This is a genomic window from Vibrio inusitatus (genome assembly GCA_024346935.1).
GTDB classification, from domain to species: Bacteria; Pseudomonadota; Gammaproteobacteria; order Enterobacterales; family Vibrionaceae; genus Vibrio; species Vibrio inusitatus.
Window position 1 is genome coordinate 2,368,012 of the sequence record AP024878.1, and the last position, 18,745, is coordinate 2,386,756.

Annotated in this window: 17 protein-coding genes; 6 read left to right on the forward strand and 11 right to left on the reverse strand. The window is 44.3% G+C overall.

All coding sequences use genetic code 11. The annotated features are described in order from the left end of the window. Window positions 1-4 precede the first annotated feature (4 nt). A complete protein-coding gene (locus tag OCU48_RS10895; RefSeq protein WP_141345018.1) occupies window positions 5-1,075 on the reverse strand; it encodes a 3-deoxy-7-phosphoheptulonate synthase in 1,071 nt (356 codons plus the stop codon). 266 nt (window positions 1,076-1,341) lie between these two features. On the opposite strand from OCU48_RS10895, the gene OCU48_RS10900 reads away from it, so the two are divergent. Continuing rightward, window positions 1,342-3,027, forward strand: a complete 1,686-nt coding sequence (locus tag OCU48_RS10900) for a sensor histidine kinase (RefSeq protein ID WP_167496169.1) — start codon at window positions 1,342-1,344, stop codon at window positions 3,025-3,027. After that, window positions 3,020-3,745 (forward strand): two-component system response regulator BtsR, encoded by a 726-nt coding sequence (gene btsR / locus OCU48_RS10905; protein WP_141345001.1) that lies wholly within the window; start codon window positions 3,020-3,022, stop codon window positions 3,743-3,745. The genes OCU48_RS10900 and btsR overlap by 8 nt, the downstream gene beginning before the upstream one ends. Here the strand turns inward: btsR and nagZ are convergent. After that, entirely contained in the window at window positions 3,719-4,708 is a 990-nt protein-coding gene (gene nagZ / locus OCU48_RS10910) for a beta-N-acetylhexosaminidase (protein ID WP_141345000.1), read from the reverse strand. The genes btsR and nagZ overlap by 27 nt on opposite strands. Window positions 4,709-4,802: 94 nt before the next feature. Here nagZ and OCU48_RS10915 point away from each other — a divergent pair, with 94 nt between their 5' ends. Then, entirely contained in the window at window positions 4,803-5,921 is a 1,119-nt protein-coding gene (locus OCU48_RS10915) for an anhydro-N-acetylmuramic acid kinase (RefSeq protein ID WP_141344999.1), read from the forward strand. 8 nt (window positions 5,922-5,929) lie between these two features. Continuing rightward, window positions 5,930-6,832, forward strand: a complete 903-nt coding sequence (gene murQ / locus OCU48_RS10920) for an N-acetylmuramic acid 6-phosphate etherase (RefSeq protein WP_141344998.1) — start codon at window positions 5,930-5,932, stop codon at window positions 6,830-6,832. 57 nt (window positions 6,833-6,889) lie between these two features. Here the strand turns inward: murQ and OCU48_RS10925 are convergent, their stop codons facing one another. Further along, window positions 6,890-7,234: a DUF2799 domain-containing protein gene (locus OCU48_RS10925; RefSeq protein WP_141344997.1), complete on the reverse strand. Its 345-nt coding sequence runs from the start codon at window positions 7,232-7,234 to the stop codon at window positions 6,890-6,892. 218 nt (window positions 7,235-7,452) lie between these two features. Here OCU48_RS10925 and OCU48_RS10930 point away from each other — a divergent pair, with 218 nt between their 5' ends. Then, window positions 7,453-8,937 (forward strand): carbon starvation CstA family protein, encoded by a 1,485-nt coding sequence (locus tag OCU48_RS10930; RefSeq protein WP_141344996.1) that lies wholly within the window; start codon window positions 7,453-7,455, stop codon window positions 8,935-8,937. A gap of 65 nt (window positions 8,938-9,002) precedes the next feature. Here OCU48_RS10930 and ispH read toward each other — a convergent pair whose 3' ends face one another. The 7 genes from ispH to queA form a co-directional block, all read right to left on the reverse strand. Continuing rightward, on the reverse strand, window positions 9,003-9,947 hold the full coding sequence (gene ispH, locus OCU48_RS10935; protein ID WP_141345016.1) for a 4-hydroxy-3-methylbut-2-enyl diphosphate reductase: 945 nt from the start codon (window positions 9,945-9,947) through the stop codon (window positions 9,003-9,005). A gap of 167 nt (window positions 9,948-10,114) precedes the next feature. Beyond that, window positions 10,115-10,546: an FKBP-type peptidyl-prolyl cis-trans isomerase gene (gene fkpB, locus OCU48_RS10940; protein WP_141344995.1), complete on the reverse strand. Its 432-nt coding sequence runs from the start codon at window positions 10,544-10,546 to the stop codon at window positions 10,115-10,117. An 88-nt stretch (window positions 10,547-10,634) separates the two neighbouring features. Then, the gene (gene secF, locus OCU48_RS10945) at window positions 10,635-11,582 is read right to left on the reverse strand and encodes a protein translocase subunit SecF (protein WP_141344994.1); all 948 of its coding nucleotides are present in this window, start codon (window positions 11,580-11,582) and stop codon (window positions 10,635-10,637) included. A 14-nt stretch (window positions 11,583-11,596) separates the two neighbouring features. Continuing rightward, on the reverse strand, window positions 11,597-13,450 hold the full coding sequence (gene secD / locus OCU48_RS10950; protein ID WP_141344993.1) for a protein translocase subunit SecD: 1,854 nt from the start codon (window positions 13,448-13,450) through the stop codon (window positions 11,597-11,599). A gap of 22 nt (window positions 13,451-13,472) precedes the next feature. Then, complete coding sequence (yajC, locus tag OCU48_RS10955; protein WP_141270717.1) at window positions 13,473-13,808, reverse strand: preprotein translocase subunit YajC; 336 nt, start codon at window positions 13,806-13,808, stop codon at window positions 13,473-13,475. Window positions 13,809-13,952: 144 nt separating this feature from the next. After that, window positions 13,953-15,089, reverse strand: coding sequence for a tRNA guanosine(34) transglycosylase Tgt (tgt, locus tag OCU48_RS10960; RefSeq protein WP_141344992.1), 1,137 nt, complete (start codon window positions 15,087-15,089; stop codon window positions 13,953-13,955). Between the two features lie 308 nt (window positions 15,090-15,397). Next, window positions 15,398-16,450, reverse strand: a complete 1,053-nt coding sequence (gene queA / locus OCU48_RS10965) for a tRNA preQ1(34) S-adenosylmethionine ribosyltransferase-isomerase QueA (RefSeq protein ID WP_141344991.1) — start codon at window positions 16,448-16,450, stop codon at window positions 15,398-15,400. Between the two features lie 247 nt (window positions 16,451-16,697). Between queA and OCU48_RS10970 the strand changes: the two genes are divergently transcribed. Further along, complete coding sequence (locus OCU48_RS10970) at window positions 16,698-17,141, forward strand: CBS domain-containing protein (protein WP_141344990.1); 444 nt, start codon at window positions 16,698-16,700, stop codon at window positions 17,139-17,141. Window positions 17,142-17,192: 51 nt separating this feature from the next. On the opposite strand, the gene lysS is transcribed toward OCU48_RS10970, so the two are convergent. Then, window positions 17,193-18,710 (reverse strand): lysine--tRNA ligase, encoded by a 1,518-nt coding sequence (gene lysS / locus OCU48_RS10975; RefSeq protein WP_141344989.1) that lies wholly within the window; start codon window positions 18,708-18,710, stop codon window positions 17,193-17,195. Window positions 18,711-18,745 lie beyond the last annotated feature (35 nt).

An 18,745-nucleotide genomic window follows, 5' to 3' on the forward strand; every position in this document is an offset into this window, starting at 1 on the left:
CTGCTTACTTCAATCTGTTTTGTAAAAACGGAATCAACTCATCATGAGTTTTATTTAATAGTGCCTCAGTTGATTCCCAATTGATACACGCATCGGTAATAGAAACACCGTATTTCATTTGGTCTAGAGGAATATCAGAACCTTGATTTCCTTCATTAATGTTACTTTCAATCATCAAGCCAATAATGGACTTGTTACCCTCTCTGATCTGTTGGATTGCATCAGACGCTACCAATGGTTGACGACGGAAATCTTTACGAGAGTTGGCATGACTACAGTCAATCATTAGCGCTGCATCTAGGCCCGCTTTTGCTAATTCATCTTCACACTCACGAACAGACACTGAATCGTAGTTAGTTTGTTTACCACCACGAAGAATAACGTGGCCATCTGGATTACCTTTAGTTGTCAGCAGTGCAACCTGTCCTTCACGGTTGATACCAATGAATCGGTGACTGGAGGATGCCGCTTGCATTGCGTTAATAGCAGTAGAAAGACTACCATCAGTACCGTTCTTGAAACCAACAGGCATTGACAGACCACTCGCCATTTCACGGTGTGTTTGAGACTCAGTAGTACGAGCACCAATTGCTGACCAACTAAAGGTATCTGCCACGTACTGAGGGCTAATTGGGTCTAGCGCTTCTGTTGCAAGTGGAATGCCCATTTCTGCCAGTTCCACCAGCAAATTACGCGCCGTGTGTAGGCCATGTTCAATATCAAATGATCCATCTAAATGTGGGTCATTGATCAGGCCTTTCCAGCCTACCGTAGTACGAGGCTTTTCAAAGTACACTCGCATCACAAGGTATAACTGGTCACCGACAACGTCTGACAATGCTTTTAAACGCTTCGCATATTCTTTAGCTGCTTCTACATCATGAATAGAGCAAGGACCGCATACTACTAATAAGCGATGATCTTTCTTCTTGATGATATCAGCAATCGTTTCACGCGATTGTTGAACAAACTGTCTTGCCGATTCACTCAAAGGAATCTTCGCTTTTAGCTCTTCTGGAGTAATAAGGATTTGTTCGTCACTGATATGAATATTGCTAAGTTCGCTGCGTTGCATAGTGTCACCGTAAATAAATTTGTACATAAGCTTTCAAGGTATGCTTGAAACAATACCGAACCCAGATTTAAAAGCAACCACTTTGTACATCAAAAAATACACCTATCGTACGTTAAAGTTTACACCACTGAGTTATGGCAATTATTTGCTGTCGCTCTCTATTCACTTCACTGATGTTCTACCCCTTGTTTTCACAATAAAAAATCCAGCTCAAAACAACAATAAGTATAGAATTAGGAGTATCTAATGCGCTGAGTTTACCAAAAATGGAATTAATCCTTTCTCTCCTACAGCAAATGTGTGTGTATCTCATGGTGGCTTACACACTAAGCAAGACCCCATTGGTTATCCCTCTCCTCAATATTTCAGAAAGGCGTAGCCACAAACTTATCTGTTACGTCATGTTTTCACTGTTCTGTATTCTCGGCACCTACTTTGGTTTACAAATCGATGATGCTATCGCTAATACTCGCGCAATTGGTGCGGTTCTTGGGGGAATATTTGGAGGGCCACTGGTTGGGTTCGCGGTAGGTTTCACGGGGGGAATGCACCGCTACTCAATGGGAGGGTTCACTGACCTTGCTTGTGCTATTTCCACCACAGCAGAAGGGTTGATTGGTGGCTTGGTTCACTTATATATGGTCAAAAAAGGCAAAACAGATCGCCTATTCAGTGCAGTAATTGTATTTAACGTCACCTTGGTGGCTGAAATCATGCAAATGCTGATTATTGTGATTGTGGCAAAACCCATGGAACAAGCAATATCTCTGGTAGAGGCTATCGCTATACCAATGATTCTGGCCAACTCCCTTGGCGCTGCGTTCTTTATTAGTATCCTACAAGATAGGCGCGCCATCTTAGAGAAATACTCTTCTGCTTATTCTAGGCGAGCCCTAAATATTGCAGAGAGAACCATCGGTGTACTGTCTGATGGACTCAATACCCAAAGCGCCCAAAAAATTGCTTCTATTATTCAAGATGAAACTCATGTTGGCGCGGTTGCCATTACCGATAAAGATAAGATCTTAGCCTTCGAAGGTATTGGTTCGGATCACCATAGACCCAATACCCCTATTTCTTCTGAATACACCCACACCTCCATCAGAGAGCAGCGAATTATCTATCTTGATGGTAGAAAAAGCCCTTATCAATGTTCCCTTTCCTCTGACTGCAAGCTAGGTTCTGCTTTAGTTATTCCTCTTATTGCTGATAATAAAGTAATAGGTACCATTAAACTTTATGAGCCAAGGGTGAAGCTTTTTTCATCCATCAATATGACGATGGCAAAAGGGATTGCTGAGCTACTTTCTAGCCAGATCCTTAACAGTGAATATCAACAAAAAAAAATGCTGCTCTCTCAGGCTGAAATAAAACTATTGCACGCACAAGTAAATCCACATTTCTTGTTTAATGCGCTGAACACTATCAGCGCCATCACGCGTCGCGATCCTCACAAAGCCAGAGAACTTATCCAGCATCTTTCACAATTTTTCCGTGGGAATCTGAAGCGAAATACTGAGTTTGTTACTCTTAGAGAAGAGTTAGCGCACGTTAATTCTTACCTAACTATCGAAAAATCACGCTTTGTCGATCGCTTAGAGGTTGAGATTGATATTGCAGAGCACCTGTTAGACAAAATGGTACCCAGTTTCACATTGCAGCCCCTAGTTGAGAATGCCATCAAGCATGGCATTTCCAACCTACTGGAAAATGGCGTAGTCAAGATCTATAGCAGCACAGATGCCACCGGCGATCGCATTACCGTGGAAGATAACGCCGGTTCTTATGAGCCTGAAAACAAAGATCAAACAGGGCTTGGGATGCAAATCGTCACTAAGCGTCTAAGCAATTACTTTGGAGAGCAGTATCAATTGAGGATTGAATGCAATCCTAACGATTACACTCGAATGAGTTTTATCATCCCAAACAACTATAAGGACAAGCATGCTTAAGGCCCTAGTCATCGATGATGAATTATTTGCAAGAGAAGAATTAATTGAGCTTCTTGAACAAACGCAACAGATTGAAATCATTGATCAAGCAGCCAATGCCATAGTAGGGCTACAAAAGATCAATACTTTGAAACCAGATGTGGTGTTTTTAGATATCCACATGCCACAGGTATCGGGCATTGAATTACTGAGCATGCTAGACCCTGATACTATGCCAGCGGTCGTGTTTATTACTGCCTATGATCAATATGCTTTGCAAGCCTTTGAAGACAATGCCTTTGATTATCTTCTTAAACCCGTTGATCCTCTGCGATTAGAGAAAACGGTATGTCGTCTAATTAAACGATTTAAGAAAGAGCAGCTTAGTGTTGATTTATCAGCCATTACTCCAACTACCCTAGAGCAGGTTCCTTGCATTGGTCACAATAGAATAATGCTCGTCCCAGTCGAAGCTATTGAAGTTGCGTACAGTGATATTAGTGGTGTGAACATTCAAACAAGTGAGCACACCACTAGCAGTCAATTAACCTTGAAGGTACTTGAAGAGAAAACTCCGCTGATGCGCTGTCATCGGCAATATCTAGTCAGCCCAAAAGCAATTCGCGAGATAAAATTACTGGACCAAGGCTTGGCAGAGATCATCACCATCGGTGGTTACCAAGCCCCTGTAAGTAGGCGCTATCTCAAGGTGTTAAAGGAAAAGCTCGGCTTTACTTAAACTTTCAGTCGCTTCTTTCCATTCTCGGTTTCCACGTAGCTCTTTCAAACTGAAAGACTTTTTCTTCATTAGCAGTTGTGCCTTTGGTACATCAGTAACAGGTAGAGCATCAAGGATCTGTACTGCTCGTTCACGGTTATTGCACATCAGAACCATATCACATCCCGCATTTAGGCTTTGTATTGCTCTATCTGCGGCACCGCCCATCACTCCCGCCCCTTCCATATTTAAATCATCAGAAAATACCAAGCCTTGAAAGCCCAATTTTTGGCGAAGTATCGACTTTAGCCAATATTCAGAACCGCTGGCAGGCTTATCGTCATAGGCTGGATAAATCACATGTGCAGGCATCATGGCATCAAGTAGTCCTGCTTCAATCTGCGCACGGAAGATATCCATATCGAGATCAAAAATGTTCTCACGTTGATCTATGGGAGTCTCTTTATGAGAGTCAGCAATCACACCACCATGCCCTGGAAAGTGCTTGCCTGTTGTCGCCATGCCCGCCTGTTTCATTCCAAGCATATACGCTGTGCTATGACGAAGTATGGTCTCTTTATCTTCACCAAAAGCACGCGAACCAATCGCCAAGCACTGGTGCCCTTGATCCAAAACAGGAGCAAAGCTCAAGTCAATACCATGTGCAATGACTTCAGAGGCCATTAACCAGCCGGCCTGTTTTGCTAGTTGCTCACCATTGGCGTGAGTAGCGAAGCTTTGCGCAGCAGGAATGCGGGTAAAGCCGTCTTTAAAGCGCTGTACTCGCCCCCCTTCTTGGTCGACACCAATCAATATTGGGCGTTTTGCAGCAGAACGGATAGAGTCTGTTAAAGCTTGTAGCTGCTCATTATCATGGTAATTACGTGCAAAAAGAATCACACCTCCTACCGTAGGGTGCTGCAAGATTTCTTTTTCTTCTGCATCAACTTCAAAGCTTTCAACATCTAACCAAAGCGGGCCCATCTTTCATCCTTATATCGCATATCTAGTGTGGCATTAGCAGAGTATTCAGTTTATTGTATTTTGACAATGACTGAACGAATTTGACCCCTCAAATATGGACAAAAAAGAGCTCTATATTGGAATCATGTCTGGCACTAGTTTGGATGGTGTCGACCTCGCACTGGCTCACTTTGAGCATGGCAACACTCATTGCCTCGAGACATTTGAATTCCCTCTACCCAAAGGCCTAAAACAAAGAACACTTGACGTCTGCCAAGGGCAGTCAACAACGCTACAAGAGCTCGGTACTCTCGACCATCAATTTGCTCTACTGTATGCCGATGCGGTTAAGGCCTTTTTAACTTATCTAAAGTTAGATTCCTCGGACATCACCGCCATAGGTTGTCATGGCCAAACCGTTTACCACCAACCGACTGGCGATTTCCCCTTTACCACTCAAATTGGTGACGCCAACCTAATTGCAGTAAACACAGGTATCACCACTGTCGCCGACTTTAGACGAAAAGATATGGCCCTTGGCGGACAAGGCGCTCCTTTGGTGCCAGCCTATCACCAGACATTGTTCGCAGTAACCAGTGGCTGTAAGTTGGTATTGAACATCGGTGGCATCTCAAATATCTCTGTGCTTCACCCCACACGAGAAGTGCTTGGTTACGATACTGGACCGGGCAACATGTTGATGGATGCTTGGATACAAAAGCACCTTAATAAGCAATTTGATCATGATGGGCTTTTTGCTCGCAGTGGGAAAATCCAACCTCAATTACTTAATCTATTGATACAAGATCCCTACCTATTGGAGCTTCCGCCAAAGAGCACGGGAAGAGAGCATTACAACCTAGCATGGCTTGAACATATTATTAACAAGCTAGAAGAACCATTGCCAGCTGAAGATGTACAAGCAACATTGTTGGAATTTACAGCTCTTAGTATTGCTCAGCAATGCCAACTTTACAGCACTCAGCATGATGACATGTTGTTAGTTTGCGGCGGTGGGGCTCGCAATACAACACTCATGCAAAGACTAACGACACTGCTTTTGGATTGGAATATAGATACCACGGACTCTCAAGGCATTAGTGGAGACTATATGGAAGCTCTGGCCTTTGCTTGGTTAGCCTATCGCCGCATTCACAATCTTCCTAGCAATCTACCTAAAGTCACAGGGGCACGCCAAGCAACCTCCCTTGGCGTCATCTACAACCCAGAATAAGGTTTTACATGTCACAAAATACATTGATCAACTCACTCTCAAAATTAGTCTCAGAAAATCGAAATCCTGAGACGATGAACATCGATACCCTTAGCTATTTAGACATCGTTGAGAAAATGAATCAGGCAGATGCGGAAGTCCCAAAGGCTATCCAAAAAGAGCTGCCATACATAGCCAAGGCTGTAGAGCACATCTGCGAGGCATTCCAACAGAGTGGTCGACTCATCTATCTTGGCGCGGGTACCAGTGGACGACTTGGCGTACTCGATGCATCAGAGTGTCCTCCTACCTTTAGCGTGGATGACACTGTAGTGATCGGGTTAATTGCCGGAGGTAAAGAGGCTATGTTTCGTGCTCAAGAAGGAGCAGAAGATAGCTTGACCTTAGCAGAGCAAGACCTAAAGCAACTCGGCCTAACCGATAAAGACGTTGTTGTTGGCATCGCAGCCAGTGGACGAACACCTTATGTGATTGGCGCGTTGAGTTATGCAAATGCAATTGGTGCCTATACGATTTCACTGTCTTGCAATCCAGATTCAGATATTGCTTCTCTTGCTAAGATAGCAATTAGCCCCGTAGTGGGACCTGAGGTATTAACCGGTTCTACTCGACTAAAAGCAGGAACTGCGCAGAAGTTAGTGCTCAATATGTTGAGTACGGCCAGTATGATTAAGGTGGGTAAGGCTTATCAAAACCTCATGGTTGACGTTAAACCAAGTAATGAAAAGCTCAATGCGCGTGCGGTAAGAATTATTATGCAAGCTACCGAGTGCAGTGAGCAAGAGGCCGAAAATGTCCTATTTAGCTCAGGGATGCAAGTAAAGCTCGCAATTATGATGCAACTCACAGGACAAAATAGGCAACAAGCCGAGCTGCAATTAGAAAAACAAAAAGGATTTATTCGCGGATAAATCCTTTACTTTTGATCGTATAAAAGGAGTAATTAATTCACTATATTAATAGCCAAGTTAATTACTCTCGTTCCAACCACGTTGCCACTCCATACGAAATTTTTGTGCATCTTTGGTCCCTTCACATACCCCTTCGTAATACACACCAGACACCCCCATCTGATAAGCAAAGTTAGGGTTACAAAACTCGGTAACGCCTTTGCTATAACCCTGCTCATAATCTCCCATGTTGGCTGGACCAAGCTCATTAAGAGTAGAATAAGAGCGCTGAGTGCGCCCTTTCATACCATCTGCGTAACCAATGCCTTCCCAGTCCCCCTGCTCCGCTAACGCCTCATCCCCACTTGCGCAGGCAAACAAAAATGGAATGGTAGAAAGTAGAACCAGCTTAAATCCTTTCATTGTGACTCACTTAACATGTTGTTTTTTAAGAGCTTAGCACACACAGATCACATTATCTAAAAAGTAAGACTTCTTAAAACCACTCAAGGGGATATTTCGCCACTTAAACCGCTATTCGACCACTAACCCAAGCTCTGAATGTAGTTGCACCATGGTTTTCATACTATGTAGTCAGAAATTTACCTGATTTAAACCCGTAACCAAAAGAGAATATAGTTATGATGTGGTTTCTTACCTGCGTAGCAGCATTGATTGCTGGCTACTTTATCTATGGCGCCGTGATAGAAAAGATATTCGGCATCAATGAAAACCGTCAAACCCCTGCAATTACTAAACAAGATGGCGTTGACTTCGTACCAATGTCGACCAAAAAGGTTTACCTAGTTCAGTTGCTTAACATTGCTGGTGTAGGCCCAATCTTCGGTCCAATCATGGGTGCACTATACGGACCTGCGGCAATGCTTTGGATCGTATTAGGTTGTATCTTTGCTGGTGCCGTACACGATTACTTCTCTGGGATGCTTTCCGTACGCAACGGTGGTGCTTCTGTACCAACACTGACTGGACGTTACCTAGGCAATGGCGCAAAACACTTTATGAACATTTTTGCCATTGTTCTTCTGCTTCTTGTGGGTGTGGTTTTCGTATCAGCGCCAGCAGGTATGATAACAAATCTAGTGAATGACCAAACCGATATGACAGTGACTATGAGCACCATGGTCGCCATCATCTTCACTTACTACATCATCGCCACTATCGTACCGGTCGACAAAATCATCGGTCGTTTCTACCCACTGTTTGGTGCGTTACTTATCTTCATGTCAGTAGGCCTAATTTCAGCAGTCGCTATGTCAAGTGAGCACACTATCATGGGTGGTTTCGAAGTTAAGGATATGTTCTCAAACATGAATCCTAACGACCTACCACTATGGCCTGCGTTATTCATCACTATCGCTTGTGGTGCAATCTCTGGTTTCCACGCCACTCAGTCTCCATTGATGGCTCGCTGCATGGATAACGAAAAGAACGGACGATTTGTATTCTACGGCGCAATGATTGGTGAAGGCATTATCGCTCTTATCTGGTGTGCACTAGCACTATCATTTTTCGGCTCTGTAGAGGCACTATCTGACGCTGTTGCTAATGGTGGCCCAGGTAAAGTAGTTTATGACTCATCATTTGGTCTATTAGGCGTATTTGGTGGCATCATCGCTTTCCTAGGCGTAGTAATCCTACCCATTACTTCAGGCGACACTGCATTTCGTTCAAGCCGCTTGATCCTTGCTGAATACTTCAATTTAGATCAACGAGCTATGCGTAACCGCCTAATGATGGCTGTTCCACTGTTCGTTCTAGGTGGCATTCTAACTCAAGTAGACTTCGGTGTTATCTGGCGTTACTTCGGTTTTGCTAACCAAACAACCGCAGTAATGATGCTATGGACCGCTTCGGCTTACCTATTGCGTCACAACAAATTCCACTGGGTAACAACGGTTCCTGCAATGTTCATGACCACCGTAGTTATTACCTTCATCCTGAATAATTCAACTCTTGGTTTTGGTCTAGGTATGCAGATTTCTACCATCGTTGGTGTTCTAACAATGCTAGGTATTACAGGTACAGTAATTAAGATCTCTAAAGGCAAGGGTGAAGATGATTACCTTGACGAGGAGAAGCCTAAACCAATAACAGAAAACGTTTAGTATTCAATCATTACAAAGTAAAACGGGCTCCCAATTGGGAGCCCGTTTTTTTATTCAAATAAAAGCTAAATCGCTTTAACCTGCAACTCTTTAGGGACTTCGAAAAACATATTTTCTTCGCGACCCGTAATCTCTGTCACCTCATTGCAATCCGATAAGGTTTTGATCTTATCCAGGATCGTATTAACCAGCTCTTCAGGTGCTGAAGCTCCTGCTGTCATACCCACTTTATTCTTCCCTTTAAACCATTGTGCATCAAGATCTTCAGGGCAATCTGTTAGATAGGCTGGAGTGCCTAGCTTCTCAGCTAACTCCTTGAGTCGCGTAGAGTTCGAGGAGTTTTTAGAACCAACCACTATCATGACGTCCACTTCATTTGCCATTGTGCGTACTGCATCTTGGCGATTTTGAGTCGCGTAGCAAATGTCATCCTTACGTGGACCTTGGATCTCAGGGAACACTTGGCGCAATCTATCAATAACATCTGCAGTTTCATCAACCGAAAGCGTCGTTTGGCTTACATAGTGCAGGTTTGATGAATCTTTCACTGTTAGTAAGTCGACGTCTTCAGGCTTCTCGACTAGATACATACCACCAGATTCGCTAGCGTACTGCCCCATGGTGCCTTCTACTTCTGGATGCCCAGCATGCCCGATAAGTACCACTTCAATGCTCTTACGGCTTGCACGAGCAACCTCCATGTGCACTTTAGTCACTAGAGGACACGTTGCATCGAACACCGTTAAATCACGTTGTTTGGCTTCTTTACGCACGGCTTGAGAAACTCCATGCGCTGAAAAAATAACAATATTATCGTCTGGTACTTCACTAAGTTCTTCAACAAAAATGGCTCCACGTGCCTTAAGTCCTTCGACCACAAAACGGTTGTGTACCACTTCGTGACGAACATAGATCGGTGGTTGATACATCTCAAGCGCTCGCTCGACGATGCTAATTGCTCGGTCTACACCGGCACAAAAACCACGAGGGTTAGCTAATAGGATTTCCATTGTCTTTTCTTTCATTAGTGAAGGCCTTGTTACCCAGTCAATGAGCAACCTAAAGTCGCGCTCATTGTACCGATATTATCGTGGTAACCTCAAGACAGGAATGACCATGAATAGTGAATGGGTACTCCTGTTAGGTAAGTTTAGTTGAAGAGTTAAATGTTCGAGGGTTAGTCTATTGCGACAATTTCCACATCGAAAGTCACATCACGGCCTGCTAAAGGGTGATTGAAATCAACGGTTACTGAATCACCAGCAATCTCAGTGATAATGCCTGGGATCTCCATACCATCAGGGCCATTAAACGCCATGATAGTTCCTACTTCCACCTTAGCTTCACCAACAAACTTGGCACGATCCATATGATGAATGTTATCTGGATTAGACAAACCAAAGGCGTCTACCGCTTTCAGCTCAACACTATTTTTGTCTCCTGCCTGCAAACCAAGCAAGCAAGCCTCAAAATTGTCACTCAAACTACCATCACCTATCACTAGCTTAGCGGGTTTGCCCATTTGGTAGGTACTATCGGCAATCGATCCATCCTCAAGCTTGATAGCAAAGTGCATAGTCACTGCACTGTTATTTGAAATTACTGACATGGTGTTTCCTTACAACATTGGGCTCAAAAGAAAAGCGGCCAACTCACCGTTGACCGCTTTAAAAGACTACTAGAAATTAAACGAAGGCTTAAGGCATTTCGTCAAATTCTGCGCCTTCCTTCTCAACTTGAGGTGGCATTAAGTGCTCACGAGAGACACCTAGTTTCAATGCCAAGTTCGAAGCTACGTAGATAGATGAATAAGTACCTACTGTAATACCCAATAGCAATGCAGTTGCAAAGCCGTGAATATTAGCACCACCTTGAGTAAACAAGGCAATAACCACAAACAAGGTTGTACCAGAAGTAATTAAAGTACGGCTCAATGTTTGAGTGATCGCTTCGTTGATAACATCAACCGATTCACCTTTGCGCATCTTACGGAAGTTCTCACGAATCCGGTCAAATACTACGATGGTATCGTTGAGAGAGTAACCCACAACAGTCAATAGCGCCGCTACGATCGTCAGGTCTACCTCAATCTGCATGATAGAGAAAATACCTATCGTAATGATAACATCATGCGCTAGTGCAAGTACCGCACCAGCCGCTAGACGCCATTCAAATCGCATAGATACGTACAGCAAGATACAGATAAGAGAAACGATGATCGCCAGACCACCTGCCTCTGCAAGTTCGTCACCAACATTAGGGCCCACGAATTCAACACGACGCATCTCTACTGATTCGCCAGTGCCTTCTTCTAAAGCACGAATGATTTGACTACCAAGTTGCTCACCTTGTAGATCGTCACGAGGGCGTAAACGCACCATTACGTCACGAGCAGAACCAAAGTTTTGCACGGTTGCATCGCCAAAGCCTTTTTCATCAAGAGAGGCTCGGATTTCTTCTAGATTAGCTGGGTTTTCAAAACCCACCTCAATCAGAGTACCACCGGTAAAATCTAGGCCCCAATTCAACCAGTTAGTTGAAATGGTATAGATAGAAGCTGCAATCATTAGCAACGAAAACAATACTGCGCCTTTTGACCAGCGCATAAAGTCGATCGTTTTGTCAGCTTTCATTATTTGAAACATGGAAATACCTTCAATTAGATCGACAGTTTGTTAACACGCTTGCCGCCATACAGCAGGTTAACCACACAACGCGTACCGATAATCGCAGTAAACATTGAGGTTAAAATACCGATAGACAAAGTCACAGCAAAGCCTTTAATCGCACCAGTACCTACAGCAAACAAGATAATTGCTGTCATTAGCGTTGTAATGTTGGCATCGGCAATCGTACTAAATGCATTCGCGTAACCTTGGTGAATCGCTTGCTGAGGATTTCGCCCTTCACGCAACTCTTCTCGGATACGCTCGAATATCAGAACGTTGGCATCGACAGCCATACCGACAGTCAATACGATACCGGCAATACCCGGAAGCGTCATTGTCGCACCAGGAATCATCGACATCACACCGATAATCAATACAAGGTTCGCCATTAGCGCCATGTTCGCAATAAAGCCAAACTTACGGTAGTAAATAAGAGTAAATAGCATTACTGCCACCATACCCCAGATACATGCCTGAATACCCATATCGATATTCTGTTGACCCATAGAAGGACCAATGGTGCGCTCTTCTACAATCGAGATTGGCGCAATCAATGCACCCGCACGAAGTAGTAATGCTAGGTTGTGCGCTTCAGAAGCAGAATCAATACCTGTAATACGGAAGCTACGACCAAGAGCAGACTGGATGGTCGCTTGGTTGATCACCTCTTCGTGTTTATCAAGGATGACCTTACCTTCAGGCGTACGTTTACCACTGTCTTTGTATTCAGCAAATACCGTTGCCATCAACTTGCCAATATTTTGACGAGAGAAAGCAGACATCTTGCTGCCACCTTCGCTATCTAGCGAGATGTTTACTTGAGGACGACCATATTCGTCAGCACTTGAGCTTGCATCAGTAATGCTAGAACCACCAAGAATGACACGCTTTTTCAGTACCGCCGGACGACCATCTCGATCGTACTTAACTTCACTACCTGCTGGTACGCGACCATTCGCAGCAGCGGCTAAGTCAGCCTGCATATCCACTTCACGAAACTCTAGTGTTGCCGTAGCACCTAGAATTTCTTTAGCACGTGCAGTGTCTTGAACACCTGGCAATTCAACAACGATACGGCTAGAGCCTTGACGTTGAACCAATGGTTCAGCAACACCTAACTCGTTCACACGGTTACGCAAGATAGTAATATTTTGCTCAACAGCATAGTTGCGAATTTCGGTTAGACGAGCATCATTGAAGGTAGCCGTCAGCATAAAGCGACCATTGCTATCTGAATCAACAAAGATCATGTCTGGGTGCTTAGACTTAAGCGTGGTTTCCGCTTGAGCAAGCTGCTCAGCATCACGCAAAATCACTTCAACTGAATCTTTACCAGCGCGAATTGCACGGTAACGAATTCTGTCTTCACGTAATTCACTACGGAAAGCTTCTTCTTGCTGCGCAATCAGCTTGTCCATCGCAGCGTCCATATCCACTTCCATCAAGAAGTGAACACCACCACGTAGATCAAGACCAAGCTTCATAGGAGCCGCACCAATGGTTTCTAGCCAATGAGGGGTCGCTGGAGCAAGGTTAAGTGCAACAATAAGGTCTGAGCCTAGCGCTTCGCTAATTATGTCACGAGCACTGATTTGGGTATCAGTGTCGCTAAAGCGAACAAGAATGGAGCCATTCTCTAGGGCGATAGATTTGTGGGAAAGGTTCTCTTTATCGAGAGCATTGGTGACAGAATCCATGGTTGCCATATCAACAGAGGCACCACGTGCCCCTGTGACTTGTATGGCTGGATCTTCACCGTAAAGATTTGGAAGCGCGTACAAAGCCGCAACTAAGATGGCCATAACCACCATCAAGTACTTCCATAACGGATAACGGTTTAACACAGCGAGGATCCTCTAGCTGTTCCTAAAGAGATTTCAGCGTACCTTTTGGTAGCACTGCAGTAACAAAGTCCTTTTTGATTACAACTTCGTTATTTGGGTTTAGTTCGATAGCAAGAAAATCATTCTCTTCAGAGATTGAAGATATCTTGCCAACTAGACCACCGCTAGTTAGAACTTCGTCACCCTTGCTCATAGAAGCGATTAGGTTTTTGTGCTCTTTAACACGCTTAGATTGTGGACGATAAATCATGAAGTAAAAGATAACTGCGAACATACCAAGCATGATCAGCATTTCAAAACCACCACCTTGTGCTCCACCTTCTGCAGCTGCATGAGCTTGAGAAATGAATAGACTCATTAAAAATCCCCTTTAAAAAAATACTAAATTTAAGTTATAAGACAAAATGTGGTCTCATCGGCCCTTTTTCAAGGGGCAAGCGATAAAGCCACCAAAGAAGATGCAACAATTTGTATGATTACATCTCCTTTTATGCTTGTTTTTTTATTCTGCGTCAGCTTTTAGCATCGGCGGCACATCGCGATCACGACGTGCATAAAACTCTTCTACAAAAGATTCAAACCTGTCTTCATCAATCGCTGTGCGGATGCTTTCCATCAAGCGCTGATAGTAACGAAGGTTATGAATGGTGTTAAGGCGAGAGCCCAAGATCTCATTACAACGATCTAGATGATGCAAATACGATTTAGAATAGTTCTGGCAAGTGTAACAGTCACACTCAGGATCTAGAGCGGTTGTATCGGTTTTATGTTTCGCGTTTCGGATCTTGATCACACCGCCAGTCACAAATAGGTGGCCGTTACGTGCATTTCGAGTCGGCATTACGCAGTCAAACATGTCGATACCGCGACGAACACCTTCAACCAAGTCCTCAGGTTTACCTACGCCCATTAGGTAGCGAGGCTTATCTTCAGGCAATTGTGGACACGTGTGCTCAAGGATGCGGTGCATATCTTCTTTTGGCTCACCAACGGCAAGACCACCTACCGCATAACCATCAAATCCAATCTTAGTTAGACCTTCAACTGACACATCGCGTAAGTCTTCATAAACACCACCCTGTACAATTCCAAATAAAGAATTAGGGTTTTCTAGCTTATCGAAGTGATCGCGCGAGCGCTGAGCCCAACGAAGAGACATCTCCATGGATTTCTTAGCTTCATTGTGGGTAGCAGGATAAGGAGTACATTCGTCAAAGATCATGACCACATCTGAGCCAAGATCTTTTTGAATTTCCATCGATTTCTCTGCATCCATGAAAATTTTGTCACCATTTACTGGATTGCGGAAATGAACACCTTTTTCTGTGATTTTTCGGATATCGCCTAAGCTAAATACCTGAAAGCCACCTGAATCGGTCAGGATAGGCCCCTGCCAGTTCATGAAGTCATGCAGATCACCATGTAACTTCATCACTTCTTGCCCAGGTCGAAGCCAAAGGTGGAATGTGTTGCCTAGCAATATTTCAGCTCCAGTCCCTTTCACTTCTTCTGGTGTCATACCCTTAACAGTACCGTAGGTACCCACAGGCATAAACGCAGGGGTTTGAACCGAACCTCGTTCAAACTGCAACTGACCGCGACGAGCTGTGCCGTCGTTTTTTTTAAGTTCAAATTTCACGAATTACTCCAATGTGCCAGAGAAACAATCTGACGGTTAGTTTAGGACAATAATCTACTTTCGACTTGTCCCAAAAAAGAGTGGTCGCGATTTACGCGAAAGGCCTTGTGAAACAAGGCCTCCTAGCATAGCTAGCACTCACGAAATGAATTGTATAGAACCCTTCTAATTAAACCGGAATGGTATCTAACTTTTCAACTTAATTTATACCAATCGTAGCAAATAACTGTTCGCTCTAGCTGGTTAAAACACTCGATAACGGCGTTTTCCCTGCGCTATTTCTGATCACTCATTTACTGTGATTGGTATTACAAGCCCTTACGAGTGACAAACATCGCATCGCCATAACTAAAGAAACGATACTTGTGCTCCACTGCATGTTGGTATGCTCCCATTACATTATCGTAGCCTGCAAAGGCACTCACCAACATAATCAATGTCGATTCAGGTAAATGAAAGTTGGTAAGCAAACAGTCAATCAGCTGAAACTCGTAACCAGGGTAAATAAAAATATCTGTGTCACCAAAGAATGGCTTTAAACCAGTGCCGTTGCGAACAGCATCTTGAGCTGCGCTCTCCAATGAGCGCACAGAAGTCGTGCCTACTGCTATAACGCGACCGCCTTTCGCTTTGGTTTCGTTGATTGCATCAACAACCTCTTGAGTTACTTCTACGTATTCTGCGTGCATGTGATGCTCGAGAATATTATCAACACGTACAGGCTGGAATGTACCCGCTCCCACATGCAAGGTAACAAACGCAAGGTTTGCGCCTTTTGCTTTAATCTTTTCTAAGATCTCATCATCAAAGTGCAGACCCGCTGTTGGCGCAGCCACTGCCCCCGGCTTCTCATTGTAAACCGTTTGATAGCGCTCCTGATCTGAGTCCTCATCCGGACGATCAATATAAGGAGGCAAAGGCATGTGACCGACTTCTTCTAAGATCTGCAGTACGGCTTTATCAGAAGTAAAGCGAATTTCAAACAAGGCATCGTGCCTAGCGACCATTTTAGCTGCGTACTGATCTTTATCGCCAAGGAACAGTTCAGTGCCCGGCTTTGGAGATTTTGAAGAGCGCACATGAGCCAATATCGTATGCTCATCCACCATTCTCTCAACCAGCACCTCTATCTTGCCGCCACTCGCCTTACGGCCAAATACACGAGCCGGAATCACTCGGGTATTATTGAATACTAACAAATCACCCTCATTTACTAAGTCCAGCACGTCAGTAAAGCTTTTATCTTGAATTTCACCACTATTGCCCGTTAATTGCAGCAGGCGACTCGAAGTACGATCTGGCATTGGATAGCGCGCGATCAATTCATCGGGTAGGTCAAAATGAAAATCTGATACTTGCATGGCGATTAACGTTCCTAGGCTAAAAATTTTGCAGGGCGCTAGTATAGATTGCCCCCCGACAAGATCAAGGAAAGATACTCGATCAGTAACGAAAATCAGCTGAGATATTGTCGGGTCACAAGTTTAACTGATAGTCGGTTTTTCTGCGTTTTTTCATCCAAATTAAGGGGTAAATCAAAGTATAAATAGAGCCTGATTACTATAGTTAAATCAGATGAATCGATTAGGAACTTACTAGGAGATTATTATGATAAAAATTGCCGAGCTTATGACTCGCAACCCCTACACCCTGTTGCGTTCCAACACTTTGGCTGATGCTAAAAAGCTGATGGCAGAGCACGAGGTTAGACACGTGCCTGTTGTCGATGTTGATGATGAGCTATTGGGTTTAGTGACTCAAAGGGACATATTAGCCGCGCAGGACTCTAGCTTGCAGATTAACCCAGACAAAAGCGCTTATACCCTAGAGACTCCCCTCAACCAGGCTATGTGTAAGAGCGTCATCACCGTTAGCCCTCATGCTGGCTTGCGAGAAAGTGCCATGATGATGCAAAAACGCAAAGTTGGGTGCCTACCAGTAGTACAAAATAGCAAGTTGGTCGGTATTATTACTGATAGTGATTTTGTCGCTATTGCGATTAACCTACTTGAACTACAAGAGGAAGTGGAACCGGTAGAATCAGGGACATAAAAAAAGCCACATCATCGCTGATGTGGCTTGCTCATTGTTCTATAACTGCGATTACTGCTGAGGGCGCATCGCCGGGAATAGGATCACGTCACGAATAGTGTGGGTGTTGGTAAATAGCATCGCTAGGCGATCAATACCAATACCTTGACCTGCTGTCGGCGGAAGACCGTGCTCTAGCGCTGTAATGTAATCAGCATCGTAGTACATTGCTTCATCATCACCTGCATCTTTCGCATCTACCTGCGCTTTAAAGCGTGCATCTTGATCTTCTGCATCATTAAGCTCAGAGAAACCATTTGCCACTTCACGACCACCGATGAAGAATTCAAAGCGGTCAGTGAAGAACGGATTGCTATCACTACGTCGAGCCAATGGCGAGATGTCCGCTGGGTAGCCAGTAATAAAGGTAGGTTGAATTAGCTGAGGTTCAGCGGTTTCACCAAAAATCTCTTCAAGAAGTTGACCACAAGTCCAGAACGTTTCTACTTGTACGTGTACAGATTTAGCAATCGCTACCATCTTGTCACGATCTTGTAGGTCGGCTTCTGTAAGTGCTTGGATCTCAGCGTGGTCTGGATTGTAGTGCTTGATTGCTTCGAACATGCTCAGGCGAGCGTATGTGCCACCAAATTCCACTGTCTCTTCACCGTAAGGCATAGAGGTTGAACCCAGTACATCCATTGCCGCAGTGCTTAGCATCTCTTCAGTAAGGTCCATTAGGTCCTTGTAGTCAGAGTAAGCTTGATAGAATTCCATCATAGTGAATTCTGGGTTGTGGCGCGGAGACAGACCTTCGTTGCGGAAGTTACGGTTGATCTCAAATACGCGATCAAAACCACCAACCACTAAACGCTTAAGGTAAAGCTCTGGAGCTACACGTAAATACATGTCGATATCTAACGCGTTGTGGTGCGTGATGAATGGACGCGCTGTTGCGCCACCAGGGATCACGTGCATCATTGGCGTTTCAACTTCTAAGTAGCCTTTTGAGCTCATGAAGTTACGGATTGACGACACTAATTTAGAGCGAATGATGAACGCAGAGCGAGAATCTTCATTTACGATAAGGTCTACATAACGTTGACGGTAACGCATCTCTTGGTCTGTTAGACCGTGGAACTTCTCAGGAAGTGGACGCAATGCTTTAGTCAGCAGCTCGTACTCTTCCATGTTCACGTAAAGGTCGCCCTTACCAGATTTGTGCAGCGCACCCTTAACACCGATGATGTCACCGATGTCTAGACCTTGGTATTGCTCTTTAAGTTGCTTTTGAACATCTTTTGCTGCGTAGGCTTGGATGCGACCAGACGTTTCTTGGATAGCAAGGAAAGGACCACGCTTCGCCATAACACGACCAGCGATCGCTACGATGTGATTTAGCTCTTCTAGCTCTTCCTTAGTCTTTTCACCGAATTCCGCTTGAAGATCGCCAGCTAGGTGCTCACGACGGAAGTCATTTGGGTGGCCATTTGCTTTGCAGGTCTTGCGGATATGATCCAGCTTGCTACGACGCTCAGCAATTAGCTTATTCTCTTCTTGTTGGTTTTCATTTTGAACAGCATCAGTCATTTTCGATGTATCCTGTTTTCTTCTTTTTCGGTGAA